Origin of the sequence: Kosakonia oryzendophytica (assembly GCF_027886705.1) — a bacterium.
Taxonomy (GTDB): domain Bacteria; phylum Pseudomonadota; class Gammaproteobacteria; order Enterobacterales; family Enterobacteriaceae; genus Kosakonia; species Kosakonia oryzendophytica.
Map to the genome: position 1 here is coordinate 354020 of NZ_CP115659.1, position 15225 is coordinate 369244.

The window sequence follows — 15225 nt, forward strand, 5'->3', positions numbered from 1 at the left end:
TTACTCCTTGTCCGTGGATTGCGGTGCATGATCGGGCAGCCGCCAGAAATCAAAAAAGTTAAACCAGTCGAGCGGTGATTGCAGGGCGTAGTGCTCAAGGCGCGCAGCATAGTGATCGACGGCCTCGCGCAGAGCGGCCTGCCTTGCGGCGCGCGGCATGGGCAGTGGATCGGCGAAGACTTCACAGTGCAGGCGCAATTTGCCCTGCTGGCGCAATGCAAACATCAGCAGTACCGGGCAGCGTAACGCCGCAGCGAGAATAAACGGTCCCTGCGGGAAGGGCGCAGGGTGGCCCATAAATTCGCTCCAGTTCACCCGCCAGTCGCCGCCGCGTTGTGGGTTAACCGCCAGCCGATCGCCGACGATCGCCACCCATTCCCCGCGATCAAGCTTCTCTTTCAGCAACATCGCGGTATCCGGGCCGATGTGCTTCACCGGGATGAGGTTAACGCCCGCCTCCGGTGCCATCTCTTGCATAATCTGCTTAAAGCGCAGGGCATTTTCATGAAACACCAGCGCATGAATAATCTTGCTCTCGTTGATCTGCGCCAGCGCCCGGCTGGCTTCCACATCACCCAGATGCGACGCCAGTAGCAGTTTGCCTTTGCCATCGTGCAGTCCGAGTGCTTCTTCCGCACCGGGGGCAAATTCCACATCGCGGCCAAAGTGCAACTCGCCACGCCAGCCCGCGACTTTATCCAGCATTGCTTCGCCGAAGCGCAAAAAGTGGCGGTAGCTGTTTAACCCGGCAGGCAGCGGAAGATGGCGGGCCGCCAGCGTGGTGCGCACCCGCGCCAGCCAGTTTTTCGAGGCCCGACGCGCATCACGGGCGAGGAGCCAGTAGACGGCGACCACCGGATAAAGCAGCAGCGAGAAAGCGCGGCGACCTAATACGCGCCAGACCAGTAGCATAAAGCGCATACCCCACAGGCCTTGCACCTCTTTTTGCTGCGCCCAGTGCGTGGCATTGCGGCGAAACAGCAGAGACGGAATACGCGGCAGCATGCCGAAGAACAGGCGGGTATGCATCAGTGAGATGCGCACGTTATCTTTCAGGGCGTCAAAATGCGACAGGCCATCCAGCGGGTAGATCACGCGCGTCGGCACGAAGTAGCTGTCATTGCCCTGCCAGTAAAGTCGCACCATCACTTCGGTGTCGAAATCCATACGTTTGCCCAACGTCACCCGGCTGGCGAGCTGCAGCGTGGGGGCAATCGGGTAAACGCGAAAACCGCACATGCTGTCTTTCAGTTGCAGCGACAGGGTTTCAATCCATACCCAGACATGGGTGATCCAGCGACCATATAGACGCGAACGTGGAATGGAGTCGTCATAGAGCGGTTGGCCGGAAATCAGCGCCTGCGGGTGTTGCTCCGCCAGCGCCAGTAACGCCGGGATATCTTCAATGGCATGCTGCCCGTCGGCATCCACCTGCACCGCATGCGTGAAGCCCGCTTGTGCGGCTTCACGCAAGCCACGGATCACCGCTTCGCCTTTTCCGGCGTTCTGCGGCAGGCGGATCAGCGTCAGGTTGCTGTCGCCACGCGCCAGCGCTTCCAGAATGATTGGCGTATCGTCAGTGCTACCATCATCCACCACGAAAACCCGCAGGCCCGCAGGCTGTAAGCGAGTCAATACGTTGGACATGGTTGCGCCGTGGTTATAACAAGGGATCACCACACAAGGGGTAAACGTTAACGACATAGGCGAATTTTCCCGCTGCTGCAGAGGTGGCGCACTTCACCTTCATGGCGATGATAGCTGAAGGTCAATTGCTGTTTTTCTTCGTGCCAGTCGAGCACCAGCGTGACGACATTGTCCGGCAGTAGAGGCGCCCGGAACTTCACGCTTTGAATGCTGTGAAAACGGTGCTCCGGCGCCAGCAGGGTGGTGGCGTAGTGCATCGCCCAGTCGAGTTGTGCAACGCCGGGAAGCAGAGGCTGAATGGCAAAGTGACCACGAAACCAGAACAGTTCCGGCTCCAGTTGGATCACGATTTCCGCGTGTTGTGGTTGCGCCTGATGGCGTTCAATTTCATGGGGTTTCATGAAATAACTCCTGTAGTTGCGCATAAACCCGCTTGTTCATACTGTTGACCGGGATCTCATCAAGAATTCGCCAGTAGCGCGGCACTGCCACCGGCTCCAGCCATGGGATAAGCGCCCGCCGCCACGACAGCTCAAGGGCTTTACTGTCGCTGTGTTGCCATTGCGTGCGCATCTCATCGTCCAGCACCAGCAGAACACCCACACCCTGACGACCGCCACGGGAGACCGGTAGCGCCGCCGCTTCACGTATACCGCCCAGCGCCAGAACGCGGCGTTCGATCTCGCTAAGTGAAATGCGCTTCTCTTCGATTTTGACCACCCGACCACGGCGACCGGCAATCAGGAAAGTGCCGCTGGCATCAAAAATCAGCTCATCGTCCAGCAACAAGCCATCGGGTTCAGGAATGAGCGGTGAATGCGCGCGAAAGCTCTCCGCTTCCTGTTCGATGGTCACGCCGGGGAACGGCAGCCATGAGATGTTATCCTGCTGGCGATAGCGCCAGGCAAGGATCCCGGTTTCGGTGCTGCCATAGATTTCATCCGGCCAGACGCCCAGCCAGTTCGCCGTTTCCTGAACATCGCGCCAGGGCAGCATGCCGCCCGCCGAGAGGATAAGCGACACGGGCGGAGGCGAGAGCCGGGGATCGAGACGTTTTAAAAATGCCGGACTGCTGATAAACGCATAACGGTGCTGCCCGTCGAGCGCAGCAAGTTGCTCAGCGTAATAGAGCATGGCGGCATGCAGCGGCAACCCGAGCGACATTGGCAGAAAGATACGAAACGTCAGACCGTACAGATGCTGCGGCACCACGGAGGCGACAACACGGCACCCGGCCAGGCGATCGGCAAAGCGCGCAGCCAGTAACGCGGCTTCTTTGTCCAGACAGGCGATGGGTTTGATAACCCGACGTGGCTGACCGGTGGAGCCGGAGGTAAAAAGCTCAACATAGGCATCTTCGCGCAGTGCGGGAAAGGTGGGCGCATCTGCGGCCTGCCTGTTGTCGGACGCCACTACATAGTGTGGCCCTTCCCAGTTCAGCGGCCGGTCGCTTAGCACCCCGTCGAACAAGGATTGTTGCTCTGCCAGCAGCGATACCCGGCTATGACCAGGGATGACCGGGGTTTTACCCGCGTGCAGCGAGGCTAACAGCGCCACAATAAACAGGTAGCTATTTTCGAAACAGAGCGCCCAGCGTTCGCCAGGTTGCTGCGTTAATTGCGCCACGCATTGTGAAACGTCATGACGTAAATGTCCCAGCGTCCATGTTTGATCGCCAAGCCAGGCAATCGGCGTTTCGGCAGTGCGCGGGCTGTTTAGCCAGGCGGCGAAAGGAAGGGTCTTCATGTTGTCTCTCGTTTAATCACCTGGCGGCGCACCAGCCACTCTCCCACCATGAGTGCGCCCATCAGCAGGTAGGCGATCATCCCGTTCCAGGCTGTCCACAGACGCATATCGCCGTACAGGGCGGTAAACAGTGCAATGCCGCCGTTCAGCACAAAAAAGATGCACCAGATCTGCGTTACGCGGCGGGTATAACGTACGGCGGCGGCGGGTAACTGCGGTTCACGCAGGCGCGCCAGTCGTTCAACCAGCGGCATCGCCGTTGTGAGTGAACCGCCAAACACCGCCAGCATGATGAGATTGACCGCCACCGGGTAGTACAGCAGCAACTGGTGGGTTTTTAGCAGCCAGCTTGCCGCGCACAGCGCGATGCCCACGACCGCCACGCCGCCACTGACAGCGCGCAGTGGTGCTATCGCCTGCCGGGCTCGCCGTAAACGGAAAAGCAGCATTAGCGCCATCAGGGGCAGCAGCCAGTGCAAACTGTTATGCGTCAGGCCAAACCAGACCACAAATGGCCAACTGAGCATTAACAGGGCAGCGACCAGCCTGAGTCCCGATTGGAGGCGGGATCCGCGCATCGTGGTTTACTCTTCTTGCAGTAAACGTTCTACCGCGTCGACAACATCCTGTACGGTGCGCACGGCCTTGAACTCTTCCGGCTTGATTTTCTTACCGGTTTTCTTCTGCAGGTGCACAATCATGTCGACGGCGTCGATGCTGTCCAGCTCCAGGTCTTCATACAGCCGGGATTCCGGGGAGATATCCTGCGGGTCGATTTCAAACAGTTTGGTAAGAAGGGTGGAGACTTCCTGGTAAATTTCATTTTTCTCGATCATAGCGAACCCACCCTTATGCGCGTTGAGCCTGGATAAATGACGCCAGCGTGGCGACAGAGTAGAAGTGCTGACGCATCTCTTCGCTTTCGGCCGACAAGACCACGGCGTACTGGTTTTTAATCGCCAGACCTAATTCCAGCGCGTCAATAGAATCCAGACCCAGGCCATCCCCAAACAGCGCCACATCGGTGTCGATGTCATCGGCGCTCAGTTCATCCAGATTCAGTGTGTTGATGATGAGATTTTTAATTTCAAGATAAAGCTGTTGCATCATTCATTCCTAAAAAGGTGCAAAACCCGGTGTTAATTGATGCAGAAGATGCCGGTTCAACTGTCTTGCCGCCAGCGCCGGTTCTTGCGATTCCGCATCAAAAAATTGTTTTATTGCCACCCGTTCGCGTACTTCCACGGTAAACATGGGCTTATGGGGTGGGACGTCATACCATCGGCTGTGTTTATCCAGCAGATGTTCACTACAGTGGATGACCACGATGCGTAGATCACAACCGCAGCGCACAGCAATATTCGCCGCGCCGCGTTGCAGTGTCATTGCCTCTCCCGGGCGTGTTCGCGTACCTTCCGGGAAGATGAGAATCGTATCGCCCTGTTGCAGGCGCTGCTCACAGGTGGGAAGCAGGGCATCCGCCTGACTGTTAATCAGGTAGTCCGCCGCTTTTACCACGCCGCCAAGAAAGGGATTGCGCAGCAGCGCACTTTTAACCAAGCAGTCGGTTTCCGGCATCACTGATGCCAGCAGAACATAATCAATAAGCGTAGGGTGGTTGGCCACCACCAGACAACCGCGTTCATGACGCAGGGTTTCTACGCCGTGGATGCGGTAATCCAGTGCGCCTGTTGCTTTCGCGGTGTTTAAAAACAGACGGAAACTGGCGGCAATACTGCGGCGTGCGAGGCGGCGGCGCGTTGCTTTGTCGCGCACGGCAATCAGCAACAGGTTAAACCACACCAGCGACAGCAACAGCCCACCGATGCCAAACAGCGCAAAGCACAAGCCGGTCATCAGCAAGCGCCAGAACCAATTCAGGCGAGAGGCGAGACGTTTCATGCGCGGCTCCAGTGCCAGTTCAAACGCTCGCCGGGAATCATGAATTCACGCTCTTCGCGCAGATAATGTTGTAAAAATTGCACGCTTTGGGGTAGCCGTGGCTCACCTTCACAGATTGCCGCTTCACTGGTGCATTGCAGGTCTTCACCGGCTTCAAAGACCAGCGCGACGGCATAGGCCCAGGTTGGCATATCCGGGGGCAATCCGGGGTGATAAAACGCCGGGAGCGCGCCATCGAAATCCACCATCAGTACGCGCTGATAACCCGCCTGCAAAAAGCAGATGACTTCACATAGCCCCTGCTGGAAGGTATCCAGCCCGGCGGAAAGCGAAGAGGAGACGATAGGTTGTTGGGCAGCAATAGTGAGGTTCCCCACAGCCGAGTTGTGCACCGACATCGCGAAATCGGTCGGCTAGAGATCCTGCCCCATCGCCAGCGCTTGCAGAATGCGGAAGTTACGCTCCAGCTCACCGTGGCGGCTGGTAAAGACCACGGCCTCTACCTGATGCTGGCGCAGCAGCGTGATGCCGCATTCAACGGCCAGCCGACTGCCTGAGCTGAGACGACGCGCGGTCATCATGGGCAGTGCGGTCAATTTTGCCTGGGGTAACGCCGGATCGATAGCGTCGAGGTTTTGTGACCATTCCCGCCACTGCGCCGCTTCACTTAATCCCGGCGCACGAGCCTGCCAGTCGGTAATCTTGAGTGCAAATTTCATCAAACGCGCGTCCGCGAAAAAACGTGATATCCAGTGATGCCGTTTCGGGCATCATGGCGGCGCGGGCGCCGCCCTTTCTTATTTTTTATGACATATCAATAAGGTATGCCCCACCCCGAGGTTATCGAGGCGCTTTTCAACGCCGAAGCCCGCCATGTCGAGATAGCGCAGGAAATTCTCCGCGCTGTAAAAACGGCTGTTGCCATTCGCCATACAGGTAAAGTACAACGACGTTGCGTTTAAACTGAATGCCGCAGCATCAAATTTTTGCGCATCCCAGAACAGTTCCATCACACACAGTCTGGCATCCGGTTTCATGACCTGGGCTATCTTACTTAAGATGCCAACAATCTGTTCCGGGGAGAAGCAGTCCAGGAACTGGCTCATCCACCAGATATCCGCTGCGTTGGGCAGCGGCGCGTCACCCAGCATATCAATTGCATGGAAGCCGATCCGCGAAGCGAGTCCCGCTGCGTTGACGTTTTGCTGCGCCAGGGCGATTTGCTCCGGCAGATCCAGCAAGGTTACCGCGACGTTTTCGTCATATTTGCAGCAACTGATTGCCCACTTTCCGGTATTACCGCCTATATCGTACAGATTTGCCGGCTGGCTGGCGAATATATGCGGTAACGCTGCGTTAAACGCCGCATCGGAATAGTAATGGTCAAAAGCAAACCAACTTTCCCGTGCCGGGTTCGGTAATTGCGATAATGCCGGGTAAATGGTCGGCCATTCGCCAAACACGCGCAGCCCCGCAGGTTTTCCCTGTTTTAGCGCCTCGTCAAGGAAATAGAGTCCCTGATAACAAACATCCTGCGAAAAATCCATATTCACACGCGTCATTGTATCATGGAGCAGGAAGTGTCCGACTTTGGCAAGATAAAAACGATTTGCACTGCGCGTGATAATTCGTCCACTAAGCGCCATGTCGAGTAATACACTCGCGGCATATTCATCGGCTTCGCTCCCGAGAACAATTTCATCAAGGGTTGCGCCCTGATTTCCTTGCTTATCGAGAAAATCCAGCAACCCAAACTTACGCAGACAAACTGCCGTCTGGAATAGCATCGGGGCAAAAGCAATACGCTGCGCTTCCGCTATTGCTTCGAGCGCGCTGAACGGATCCTGTTCATACATGGCGTATACAACCTTATTAAATGCATCAGGATTATCGGACCGTTACCAGCCCGACTTTAGACAGGATGGCAATTAAAGCGCGGCGCCTGAAGCCAAATTCTGCTGAATTTGTTTATCGAGGGTGTTCACCCAAGTGTTGTATTTTTTATGGATTCGACCATCAGACGCTTTCAGGTTCAGGCTGTTTGCGTAGTTAATGGAGTAGCTGTCTGCAGCGTAAGTAATACGAATTTCGGCAACGTGGCCGCGGTTATCCAGACGACCTGTGATAACGCCTGGGCCAGCATCGTTCATAACCCACTGACGTTGTTGACCCGCTTTCAGAATAGCGGCGCGCACCTGAGATTGAGTGTGACCTGCGCTGACCGGGGCGTCGATATTTTGCACAATAGCGGTACGCGCACAACCTGCCAGTGCTCCGGCTACGGCAATCACTGCCAGGAATTGAACAATCTTCTTCATGAGAACTCCGTATCAAATAATTTAAGATTGAAGACACACTTACTTTCTGGAATTAATCCAACGCCATGATGAAAATGGAAAATACTGCCAATAAAAACGGTGCAGATTGCCATTTTTGTTTGCGAATATTGGGTTTTTTTAAAGTGAGTGATACTGCTGCCCGGCTTTTTATAAGCATATTGCCAAATTTTGTGGAGTCAGTCGGGGTGGGCGAATAATAAAATATCATTGTGTACAGTGCAACCATAATGATAAGAGGATATCAATGGTTATATATTACTAATCGTATGTATTACAGGCTGTTAGCTTGATTCTGATGCGGGTAATTATTCTGGTTATAAAATTGTTATATTTATTTAATTAGCTTAAGGTAAATTCCAGGCGTTTTAAGTGGTGCATTGTTTATCGTTAAAACGCCTGCAATAAAGCAGGCGCAATTATTTTCTTTACTTTAACGTTAATAAGATAAATATAAAACTACCCCCGTTGGTAGGTCATTTATCCTGGCAAGCGGCTTTTAGGTCTGCCTGGCCCGAGCAAAATAGCCAGTTTGCTCCCCCCGGTGGTGGTCTCCATCCAGATTTTACATACGCTGGTGAGGGGAACCGACAACAGCATTCCTACCGGGCCGAGCAGCCAGCCCCAGATTAATAATGATAAAAATACCACCAGCGTCGACATGCCAAGGCGGTGGCCCATCATACGGGGCTCCAGGATATTGCCGATGATCATATGCACGACCAGAAAGAGCGCACCCACCAGCAGGCATTCGTAAACGCCATTAAAAAGTAATGCCTGGAGCATGGGCGGAATAGCGGAGATCACGGAGCCAATATTGGGAACATAGTTGAGTAAAAACGCCAGTACTCCCCACATCAATGCGAATTGCACATCCAGCAGTACCAAACCCAGCCAGACAATGACCCCGGTCCATAAACTGAGCAAGGTTTTCAGTGCCAGATAGTGCGACACGCCCTTCAGCGCCCGGTGCAGTCCGGCAATGTGGATCTGCGGGTTGTGCAGCGCGAAACGCAGTTTATAAGGCACATGGCGGACTTCAAAGAGCATAAATACGACGGTCATTACCAGCAGGAGGATGCTGGCCATGGCGTTGGAGAGTTGGGTCATCATCGTGGTGGCAAACGTCATCACGCGATCGGAATCCATCCGTTGCAGCATGCGTTCCGGCGACATATGCAGGTTGAGGAACGGTACCATTTGCTGCAGATCGAGGAATTTGCGCGTTAATTCGCGGTTATATTTTGGCAACAGGGTCATAAAGTCGTTTATCGACGCGGCCAGCACGCCGACCAGCGCGGTGAGGACGATCAGCATAACCAGAACGACGATGGCGATAGCGACCGGGCGCGACAGTTTCCGGCGGATAAACCAGCGGACTAACGGGTTGAGTACGATGGCAAAAAAGAGCGCCAGTAAAAGTTGCACGATAATATCGGCGGCAGCATGGATACCGGCGAGGATCACCACCAGCGCAGCCAGTTTTAAGAGAATATGTAAACCCGCCTGATCAGGCTGAGGATATGTCATATGTACGTCCTTATGTCATTTTGCCTGTTCAAGTGTAGTGCCTTGTAAGGTCTTCGCCTGACGACGATATTCTTAAAGTGAATGCTGATTTCTGTGCGCTGACGTGGTAATAGTGAAACACTGTTGTAAATATCTGGATTTCACTCTCATGCCTGAAAACGCCGCTGAATCGGCGCTTAGCGGATGGCGTCTTAATCTGCGGATTTTGTCCGTCGTTATTTTTAACTTCGCAAGCTACCTCACTATCGGCCTGCCGCTGGCCGTGTTGCCTGGCTATGTCCATGATGTTATGGGGTATAGCGCCTTCTGGGCCGGTTTGGTCATCAGTTTACAATACTTCGCTACGCTGCTTAGCCGACCGCATGCCGGGCGTTATGCCGATGCGCTGGGGCCGAAAAAGGTGGTGGTGTTTGGCCTGTGCGGCGCGTTTCTGAGTGGACTGAGCTACATGTTAGCGGGGATGGGTAGCAGCCATGCCGGTATCCTTAGCCTGGTGTTGCTGTGCCTCGGGCGTGTCATTTTGGGGATCGGCCAGAGCTTTGCCGGAACCGGAGCCACTTTGTGGGGCGTCGGTGTGGTTGGCTCTGTACATATTGGGCGCGTTATTTCCTGGAATGGCATTGCGACGTACGGTGCGATGGCGCTTGGTGCCCCGCTTGGAGTGCTCTGTTATCGCTATGGTGGTTTAGCCGGGTTATCACTCACCATTATGGGGGTGGCGCTGTTGGCGATTTTGCTGGCGCTGCCGCGCCCGGCAGTGAAAGCCAGTAAAGGCAAACCGTTGCCGTTTCGCGCCGTACTGGGCCGCGTGTGGGTGTATGGCCTGGCATTGGCGCTGGGCTCTGCGGGCTTCGGTGTTATCGCCACTTTTATTACCCTTTATTACGATGCGCAGGGCTGGGAAGGGGCGGCCTTCGCCCTGACACTGTTCAGTGTTGCGTTTGTGGGCACGCGTCTGCTGTTTCCGAACGGCATTAACCGCTTCGGCGGGTTGAATGTGGCGATGATCTGCTTTGCGGTGGAAACCATCGGCCTGGTGCTGGTAGGGCTGGCGGCGGATCCGTGGATGGCGAAGCTTGGCGTCTTCCTTGCTGGCGCGGGTTTCTCACTGGTCTTCCCTGCACTTGGTGTGGTGGCGGTGAAAGCCGTACCGCAGCATAACCAGGGTTCTGCACTGGCCACCTATACGGTGTTTATGGATTTGTCGCTCGGTATTACCGGGCCGCTGGCAGGGTTGTTGATGGCCTGGTCCGGGGTCTCAATGATTTATCTGGCGGCGGCTGGACTGGTGGCGATAGCGCTACTGCTGGCGTGGCGATTGAAGTTACGTCCAACATTGGAGTAATGCCTGGTATCACGGAGATCCGCAATAAAAAAGGAACCCGAAGGTTCCTTTTTTCATTTCTGGCGCGGTGTTAATTCACCACGATGGTATTGATAATGTTTTCTGCCGCGGTTTGCGCTTGCTGCTGGTTGTCCGCCGGCAGCGTCACCTGCAGGGTCAGCAGTTTATTATCGACCTTACCCAGTACCACAGAAGACCATGCAGTCTGACCTTTGGCGGAGATAATGCTATCGAGCTGTTGCAGGGGCTGGCCTTTCAACTCAATGGATTTATTGGTCACCACTTGCAGTTGCGGATCGCGGCTGCGCTGCTGATCTTCCAGGCGTTTCGCCAGTGCGGCGAGATCTTCCTGCGTGTTGTCGCCCACAATCACAATCACGGCTTTTTGCCCGGTAGCGTCGGAGTAGACGTGCATATTGTTAGCCTGTGTACCCAGTTTGCCACTCTGATCGGTCATATCTGCCGGAAGCGAGAAGCTGAGTTTGCCGTCGAGCAGCGTGACGGGCTGACCGTTGGCGTTGCTTTCAGCGGCGGCGCCCTGAACAGGTTTTTTGCTGTCGCTGTTATCACAGGCCGCCAGCCCCATTACCAGCAGGCCAATACCGACATATTTCACCAGATTCCGCATTGACTTCATCCTTTCAATAAACAGCCATAACGGCTCATCAGTGCATCTTATCATAACTGATAAGCCGTACCTTTAGCTGGCCTGTAATGCGGGAATTTCAGATTTGTCTGCCAGTCTTTTCAGCAACATATTCAAAAGCACACCGTACATCGGCAGGAAGAACGCGATGCTGATAATCACTTTGAAGCCGTAGTCCACCAGCGCGATTTCCATCCAGTGCTGCGCCATAAACGTATCCGGGCTGTGCCAGAAGGCAATAAAGAAGAATGCAACGGTGTCGCTGGCGTTGCCAAAAACGGTTGATGCGGCAGGCGCCAACCACCAGCGACGGTTCTGACGCAGGCGGTTAAATACGTGTACATCAAGAATCTGACCCAGCGCATAGGCCATAAAACTGGCGGTGGCGATACGCGCCACAAACAGATTGAAGTGGGCGAGTGCACCAAAGCCCTGCCAGGAACCCATATAGAACAGGGAGGAGATCACATACGAAGCCAGCAACGCCGGAACCATCACTGCGAAGATAATCCGCCGTGCGAGGGGCGCGCCGAAAATGCGTACGGTTAAATCCGTCGCCAGGAAGATAAACGGGAAACTGAATGCGCCCCAGGTGGTGTGGAAACCAAAAATGGCAACCGGCAACTGGACCAGATAGTTACTGGAGATGATCACCAGCAGGTGAAAAAGCGAAAGCCAGAACAGCGCCTTCATGCGCTGCGAGTGCGAAAATTGCGTCATATTGTGACCTTTTTGGTAAATGGGGTGAGGGAACCCAGTACTTTTTATGCTCTGTCAAACAGAGCCGCCGCATGATACTGCAATCATCACCGGATGCAATGGCTATTTTTAACGCAATCGTTAACCTTGCTTGCGTCACAAAAAAGGCAGCGTAAACTAATGCGGTTTTTTCCGTTGTGAGATGAAAATGACCGATCCGTTTACCACTGCCGACCATACGCTGGACGCTCAGGGCCTGCGCTGTCCGGAGCCGGTAATGATGGTGCGCAAAACCGTACGCAACATGCAGGTTGGCGAAACATTACTGATTATTGCCGACGATCCGGCAACCACCCGCGATATTCCCGGCTTTTGCCGTTTTATGGAACATGAGCTGGTCGCCGGGCAAACCGAGACGCTGCCGTACCGCTATGTAGTGCGTAAAAGCCACTAATCTTTGCGGCGCAACAGGCGCAGGGCGTTGGCGGTCACCAGCACCGTCGCGCCCGTATCCGCCAGCACCGCCAGCCACAATCCCGTTATTCCCAGCAGCGTCGTCACCAGGAATATGGCCTTCAGTCCCAGCGCCATGGCGATGTTCTGCCGGATATTGCTGTGTGTGGCGCGCGCCAGGCGGATCATCTGACCAAGACCGGTCAATCGGTTATGGGTTAATGCTGCATCGGCAGTTTCCAGTGCGACGTCTGTGCCGCTACCCATTGCAATGCCAATGGCGGCGGCTTTCATTGCCGGCGCGTCGTTAATACCATCGCCCACCATCGCCAGCGGCGCATGCTGGTTTAATGTTTGTACGACGCTGACTTTATCTTCCGGCAGCAGCCCGGCGCGGAAATCCAGTGCTAATTCCCCGGCAATCGCCGCCGCTGCACGCGGGTTATCGCCGGTGAGGATCACGCCTTGTACCCCTAACGCATGGAGCGCGGCTATGGCTTCTTTGGCGTCGTCACGCAGCGTATCCTGCAATGCCAGCGTCCCTATCACTTCTCCGTCACGCTGTACCACAACCACCGTCTGACCGTGGCTTTCCTGGCGATTAATCTGCGCCAGTAACGCGCTGTCCAGCATGCCTGCGGCGAGTTTGTCCGGCGCGCTGATGTGGATGGTGCGCCCGTTTACTTCGGCCTCAATACCTTTCCCGGCCAGAGCGCGCTGCGCCTGCGCATCGGGAATGGCGAGCTGGCGACGCTGAGCTTCCTGCACGATGGCCTGCGCCAGCGGGTGGGTGGAGCCTTGTTCAACAGCGGCGCTCAGTGTTAACAGTTCCTCTTCGCTGCACCCGCTCAGCGGGTTTAACGCGGCGACCTGCGGTTTCCCGATGGTCAGCGTACCGGTCTTATCAAAAGCAATCTGGCGGATGCTGCCCAGTTGCTCCAGCGCTGCGCCGCCTTTGATCAGTGCACCGCGTCGAGCCGCTGCTGCAAGGCCGGAGGTAATCGCCGCCGGGGTGGAGATCACCAGTGCGCAGGGGCAGCCAATCAGCAACAGCGCCAGACTTTTGTAGATCCACTCCAGCCAGGGCGCGGAAAACAGTAACGGAGGCAGGAGGGCGACCAGCAGTGCAACTCCCATTATCACAGGCGTGTAGAGGCGACTAAAGCGATCGATAAAGCGTTCAATCGGCGCGCGACGCTCTTCCGCTTCTTCAATCAGTTTCAGGATACGGTCAATGGCGCTTTCACCGGGTCGGGAAACCACTTCCAGCGTGACCAGCCGATCAACGCTGGTCGCCCCGGCGGGAACCGCCTCGCCGCTGGCGCGTTCAACCGGTACGGATTCACCGGTGAGTGCGCTTTCATCAAAGCTGGCAAACGAAGACAGCAAACGGCCATCCGCCGGTAAACGACCACCAGCAGGGACTTCAATCGTATCGCCGGGTTGCAGTTCGCTGGCTGCCACCGTCTGACGTTCACCGTTGCGCAGGCGGGTTGCGGTGTCCGGTTTCAGCGCCATCAATGCGCTGACGCCACGGCGTGCGCGGCTGGCAGCCCAGCCTTCAAGGCGCTCGCCAATTAAAAACAGCATCAGCACCATGGCGGCTTCGGCAGTGGCACCAATAAACAGCGCACCGATGGCGGCGACGCTCATTAACGTTTCGATGGCGAACCAGGAACCGCTTTTCATCAAGCGCAGCGCCTGACGGGCGATAGGCCACAGGCCAACAAGCGTAGTGGCGATAAATGCGGCCTGGCCGAGCGGATGGTTGAACTGCTCTAGCAACCAGCTTATTGCCATCATGACGATCAACAGGAGCAGCGGCAGGTTTTCGCGCAGGCTCGAAGGAGGCGCTTCCGGCGCACTGTGTTCGCCTCGCAACTGATAACCCGCCTGCTGTACCGCCTGTTCGACCTGTGTACGTACATCACGGTTAGCCACGACAGTGAGTTTTTCTGTGGCGAAGGCAACCTGCACCAGGCCGATGCCATCAAGCTGGCGTACGGCGTTTTCCACTTTACGGGCACAGGCGGCACAATCCATACCGGAGACCTGCCAGCTATAACGCTCACCTTCGGCGCTCACCGGGGCAGCAACGGTGTTTTCGCAGGTTTCGTCGGCACAACACGGTTGCGGTTTTTCCGGCATCGGGCGCAGTTTGACCGCCGCGAACTGCGGGGCTTTTTTCGGTTCAGGCTGCGGTGTGGGGGTCGGCATTGCATCCTCCGGTTAATGATAATTTTCTCATTAACCAGAGTATGCACTCTGGAGTCGACTCCAGAGTCAAGCTTTTTAAATATACAGAGAGCGAACGATCAGAAAATGCCCGGCGAAGTAGCAAGCGGACGCAATAGCGTTATCGGCGCTAAAGCGCTTACGGTAGTGGCTGCCCAGCCAGACCACATTGCCGAGCAGCAGCAGCGTGGCACCAACAAATGCAGACAGCGCAGGGCTTGTCGGACGGAAGAACCACAGTTCACCCGCCAGCCAGACCATCACTAACGTCATGGCAATAAAGGTGAGCACCGGTAGGCGCAACTCTTCCAGCCGCGTCCAAATCACCGCCACCAGCAGTGCGCCAATCACCAGCAACACCAGCGGCAATGGCCAGAAGAAGGAGAGCGTCATTTGGCTGGCGAAGTAGATGGTATAAAGCAGATGAGCAAGGAAAAATGCCCCAATGGCGTAGAGCATTTTTTGCCGTGGCAGAAGCGTCAGCGCATCCCCGACCAGTGAAGCGCACAGACCCGCCAGCACAAGGTAGCTGATGGCATCGAACATCGGGGCTTGCCAGGCCAGCAACAACAGGAGAAGTAAGGTAACGGGTTTGAAAACCCAACGCTGCCAGGCCGGGCCGCGGTAGGAGGCGTCGACATACAACCAGGCGGATAAACAGACAGCAATAAATGACCACAGCATAA

The 15225-nt window shown here is 55.6% G+C and carries 15 protein-coding genes and 2 pseudogenes; 2 read left to right on the forward strand and 15 right to left on the reverse strand.

Annotation, left to right across the window (positions count from 1 at the left end):
• From O9K67_RS01615 to O9K67_RS01665, 11 genes and pseudogenes are all read right to left on the reverse strand, one after another.
• On the reverse strand, positions 1 to 1704 hold the full coding sequence (locus O9K67_RS01615; RefSeq protein ID WP_061492801.1) for a glycosyltransferase family 2 protein: 1704 nt from the start codon (positions 1702 to 1704) through the stop codon (positions 1 to 3).
• Entirely contained in the window at positions 1695 to 2048 is a 354-nt protein-coding gene (locus tag O9K67_RS01620; RefSeq protein WP_061492802.1) for an ApeI family dehydratase, read from the reverse strand. The genes O9K67_RS01615 and O9K67_RS01620 overlap by 10 nt, the downstream gene beginning before the upstream one ends.
• Positions 2035 to 3393 (reverse strand): class I adenylate-forming enzyme family protein, encoded by a 1359-nt coding sequence (locus tag O9K67_RS01625; RefSeq protein ID WP_061492803.1) that lies wholly within the window; start codon positions 3391 to 3393, stop codon positions 2035 to 2037. The genes O9K67_RS01620 and O9K67_RS01625 overlap by 14 nt, the downstream gene beginning before the upstream one ends.
• On the reverse strand, positions 3390 to 3971 hold the full coding sequence (locus tag O9K67_RS01630) for a COG4648 family protein (RefSeq protein ID WP_061492804.1): 582 nt from the start codon (positions 3969 to 3971) through the stop codon (positions 3390 to 3392). The genes O9K67_RS01625 and O9K67_RS01630 overlap by 4 nt, the downstream gene beginning before the upstream one ends.
• Positions 3972 to 3977: 6 nt before the next feature.
• Positions 3978 to 4229 (reverse strand): acyl carrier protein, encoded by a 252-nt coding sequence (locus O9K67_RS01635; RefSeq protein WP_061492805.1) that lies wholly within the window; start codon positions 4227 to 4229, stop codon positions 3978 to 3980.
• Between the two features lie 13 nt (positions 4230 to 4242).
• On the reverse strand, positions 4243 to 4500 hold the full coding sequence (locus tag O9K67_RS01640) for a phosphopantetheine-binding protein (protein ID WP_061492806.1): 258 nt from the start codon (positions 4498 to 4500) through the stop codon (positions 4243 to 4245).
• Positions 4481 to 5313, reverse strand: a pseudogene (locus tag O9K67_RS01645) (lysophospholipid acyltransferase family protein). The gene O9K67_RS01640 and the pseudogene O9K67_RS01645 overlap by 20 nt, the downstream one beginning before the upstream one ends.
• Positions 5292 to 6014 (reverse strand): annotated as a pseudogene (locus O9K67_RS01650) (beta-ketoacyl synthase chain length factor). The pseudogenes O9K67_RS01645 and O9K67_RS01650 overlap by 22 nt, the downstream one beginning before the upstream one ends.
• 78 nt (positions 6015 to 6092) lie before the next feature.
• The gene (locus O9K67_RS01655) at positions 6093 to 7151 is read right to left on the reverse strand and encodes a methyltransferase (RefSeq protein WP_061492807.1); all 1059 of its coding nucleotides are present in this window, start codon (positions 7149 to 7151) and stop codon (positions 6093 to 6095) included.
• Positions 7152 to 7223: 72 nt separating this feature from the next.
• The gene (locus O9K67_RS01660) at positions 7224 to 7613 is read right to left on the reverse strand and encodes a hypothetical protein (protein WP_061492808.1); all 390 of its coding nucleotides are present in this window, start codon (positions 7611 to 7613) and stop codon (positions 7224 to 7226) included.
• Between the two features lie 498 nt (positions 7614 to 8111).
• Positions 8112 to 9161: an AI-2E family transporter gene (locus tag O9K67_RS01665; RefSeq protein ID WP_061492809.1), complete on the reverse strand. Its 1050-nt coding sequence runs from the start codon at positions 9159 to 9161 to the stop codon at positions 8112 to 8114.
• A 112-nt stretch (positions 9162 to 9273) separates the two neighbouring features.
• Between O9K67_RS01665 and O9K67_RS01670 the strand changes: the two genes are divergently transcribed.
• Positions 9274 to 10506, forward strand: a complete 1233-nt coding sequence (locus O9K67_RS01670) for an MFS transporter (RefSeq protein ID WP_134319046.1) — start codon at positions 9274 to 9276, stop codon at positions 10504 to 10506.
• Positions 10507 to 10576: 70 nt separating this feature from the next.
• Here the strand turns inward: O9K67_RS01670 and O9K67_RS01675 are convergent, their stop codons facing one another.
• Together O9K67_RS01675 and O9K67_RS01680 are read right to left on the reverse strand one after the other, a co-directional pair.
• The gene (locus O9K67_RS01675) at positions 10577 to 11134 is read right to left on the reverse strand and encodes a DcrB family lipoprotein (protein ID WP_061492811.1); all 558 of its coding nucleotides are present in this window, start codon (positions 11132 to 11134) and stop codon (positions 10577 to 10579) included.
• A 72-nt stretch (positions 11135 to 11206) separates the two neighbouring features.
• Entirely contained in the window at positions 11207 to 11872 is a 666-nt protein-coding gene (locus tag O9K67_RS01680) for a 7-cyano-7-deazaguanine/7-aminomethyl-7-deazaguanine transporter (RefSeq protein ID WP_061492812.1), read from the reverse strand.
• Positions 11873 to 12059: 187 nt separating this feature from the next.
• Between O9K67_RS01680 and tusA the strand changes: the two genes are divergently transcribed.
• Entirely contained in the window at positions 12060 to 12305 is a 246-nt protein-coding gene (tusA, locus tag O9K67_RS01685; RefSeq protein WP_061499722.1) for a sulfurtransferase TusA, read from the forward strand.
• Here tusA and zntA read toward each other — a convergent pair.
• Positions 12302 to 14521: a Zn(II)/Cd(II)/Pb(II) translocating P-type ATPase ZntA gene (zntA, locus tag O9K67_RS01690; protein ID WP_061492813.1), complete on the reverse strand. Its 2220-nt coding sequence runs from the start codon at positions 14519 to 14521 to the stop codon at positions 12302 to 12304. The genes tusA and zntA overlap by 4 nt on opposite strands.
• A 75-nt stretch (positions 14522 to 14596) precedes the next feature.
• Positions 14597 to 15223, reverse strand: a complete 627-nt coding sequence (locus tag O9K67_RS01695) for a lysoplasmalogenase (protein ID WP_061492814.1) — start codon at positions 15221 to 15223, stop codon at positions 14597 to 14599.
• Positions 15224 to 15225 lie beyond the last annotated feature (2 nt).

Bases quoted from the DNA above. Each gene is read 5' to 3' on its own strand.
- O9K67_RS01675 (WP_061492811.1), bottom strand. From the start codon at position 11,134: ATGCGGAATCTGGTGAAATATGTCGGTATTGGCCTGCTGGTAATGGGG.
- O9K67_RS01620 (WP_061492802.1), bottom strand. From the start codon at position 2,048: ATGAAACCCCATGAAATTGAACGCCATCAGGCGCAACCACAACACGCG.
- tusA (WP_061499722.1), top strand. From the start codon at position 12,060: ATGACCGATCCGTTTACCACTGCCGACCATACGCTGGACGCTCAGGGC.
- O9K67_RS01640 (WP_061492806.1), bottom strand. From the start codon at position 4,500: ATGCAACAGCTTTATCTTGAAATTAAAAATCTCATCATCAACACACTG.
- O9K67_RS01615 (WP_061492801.1), bottom strand. From the start codon at position 1,704: ATGTCGTTAACGTTTACCCCTTGTGTGGTGATCCCTTGTTATAACCAC.
- O9K67_RS01655 (WP_061492807.1), bottom strand. From the start codon at position 7,151: ATGTATGAACAGGATCCGTTCAGCGCGCTCGAAGCAATAGCGGAAGCG.
- zntA (WP_061492813.1), bottom strand. From the start codon at position 14,521: ATGCCGACCCCCACACCGCAGCCTGAACCGAAAAAAGCCCCGCAGTTC.
- O9K67_RS01665 (WP_061492809.1), bottom strand. From the start codon at position 9,161: ATGACATATCCTCAGCCTGATCAGGCGGGTTTACATATTCTCTTAAAA.
- O9K67_RS01695 (WP_061492814.1), bottom strand. From the start codon at position 15,223: ATGCTGTGGTCATTTATTGCTGTCTGTTTATCCGCCTGGTTGTATGTC.
- O9K67_RS01635 (WP_061492805.1), bottom strand. From the start codon at position 4,229: ATGATCGAGAAAAATGAAATTTACCAGGAAGTCTCCACCCTTCTTACC.
- O9K67_RS01660 (WP_061492808.1), bottom strand. From the start codon at position 7,613: ATGAAGAAGATTGTTCAATTCCTGGCAGTGATTGCCGTAGCCGGAGCA.
- O9K67_RS01630 (WP_061492804.1), bottom strand. From the start codon at position 3,971: ATGCGCGGATCCCGCCTCCAATCGGGACTCAGGCTGGTCGCTGCCCTG.
- O9K67_RS01680 (WP_061492812.1), bottom strand. From the start codon at position 11,872: ATGACGCAATTTTCGCACTCGCAGCGCATGAAGGCGCTGTTCTGGCTT.
- O9K67_RS01625 (WP_061492803.1), bottom strand. From the start codon at position 3,393: ATGAAGACCCTTCCTTTCGCCGCCTGGCTAAACAGCCCGCGCACTGCC.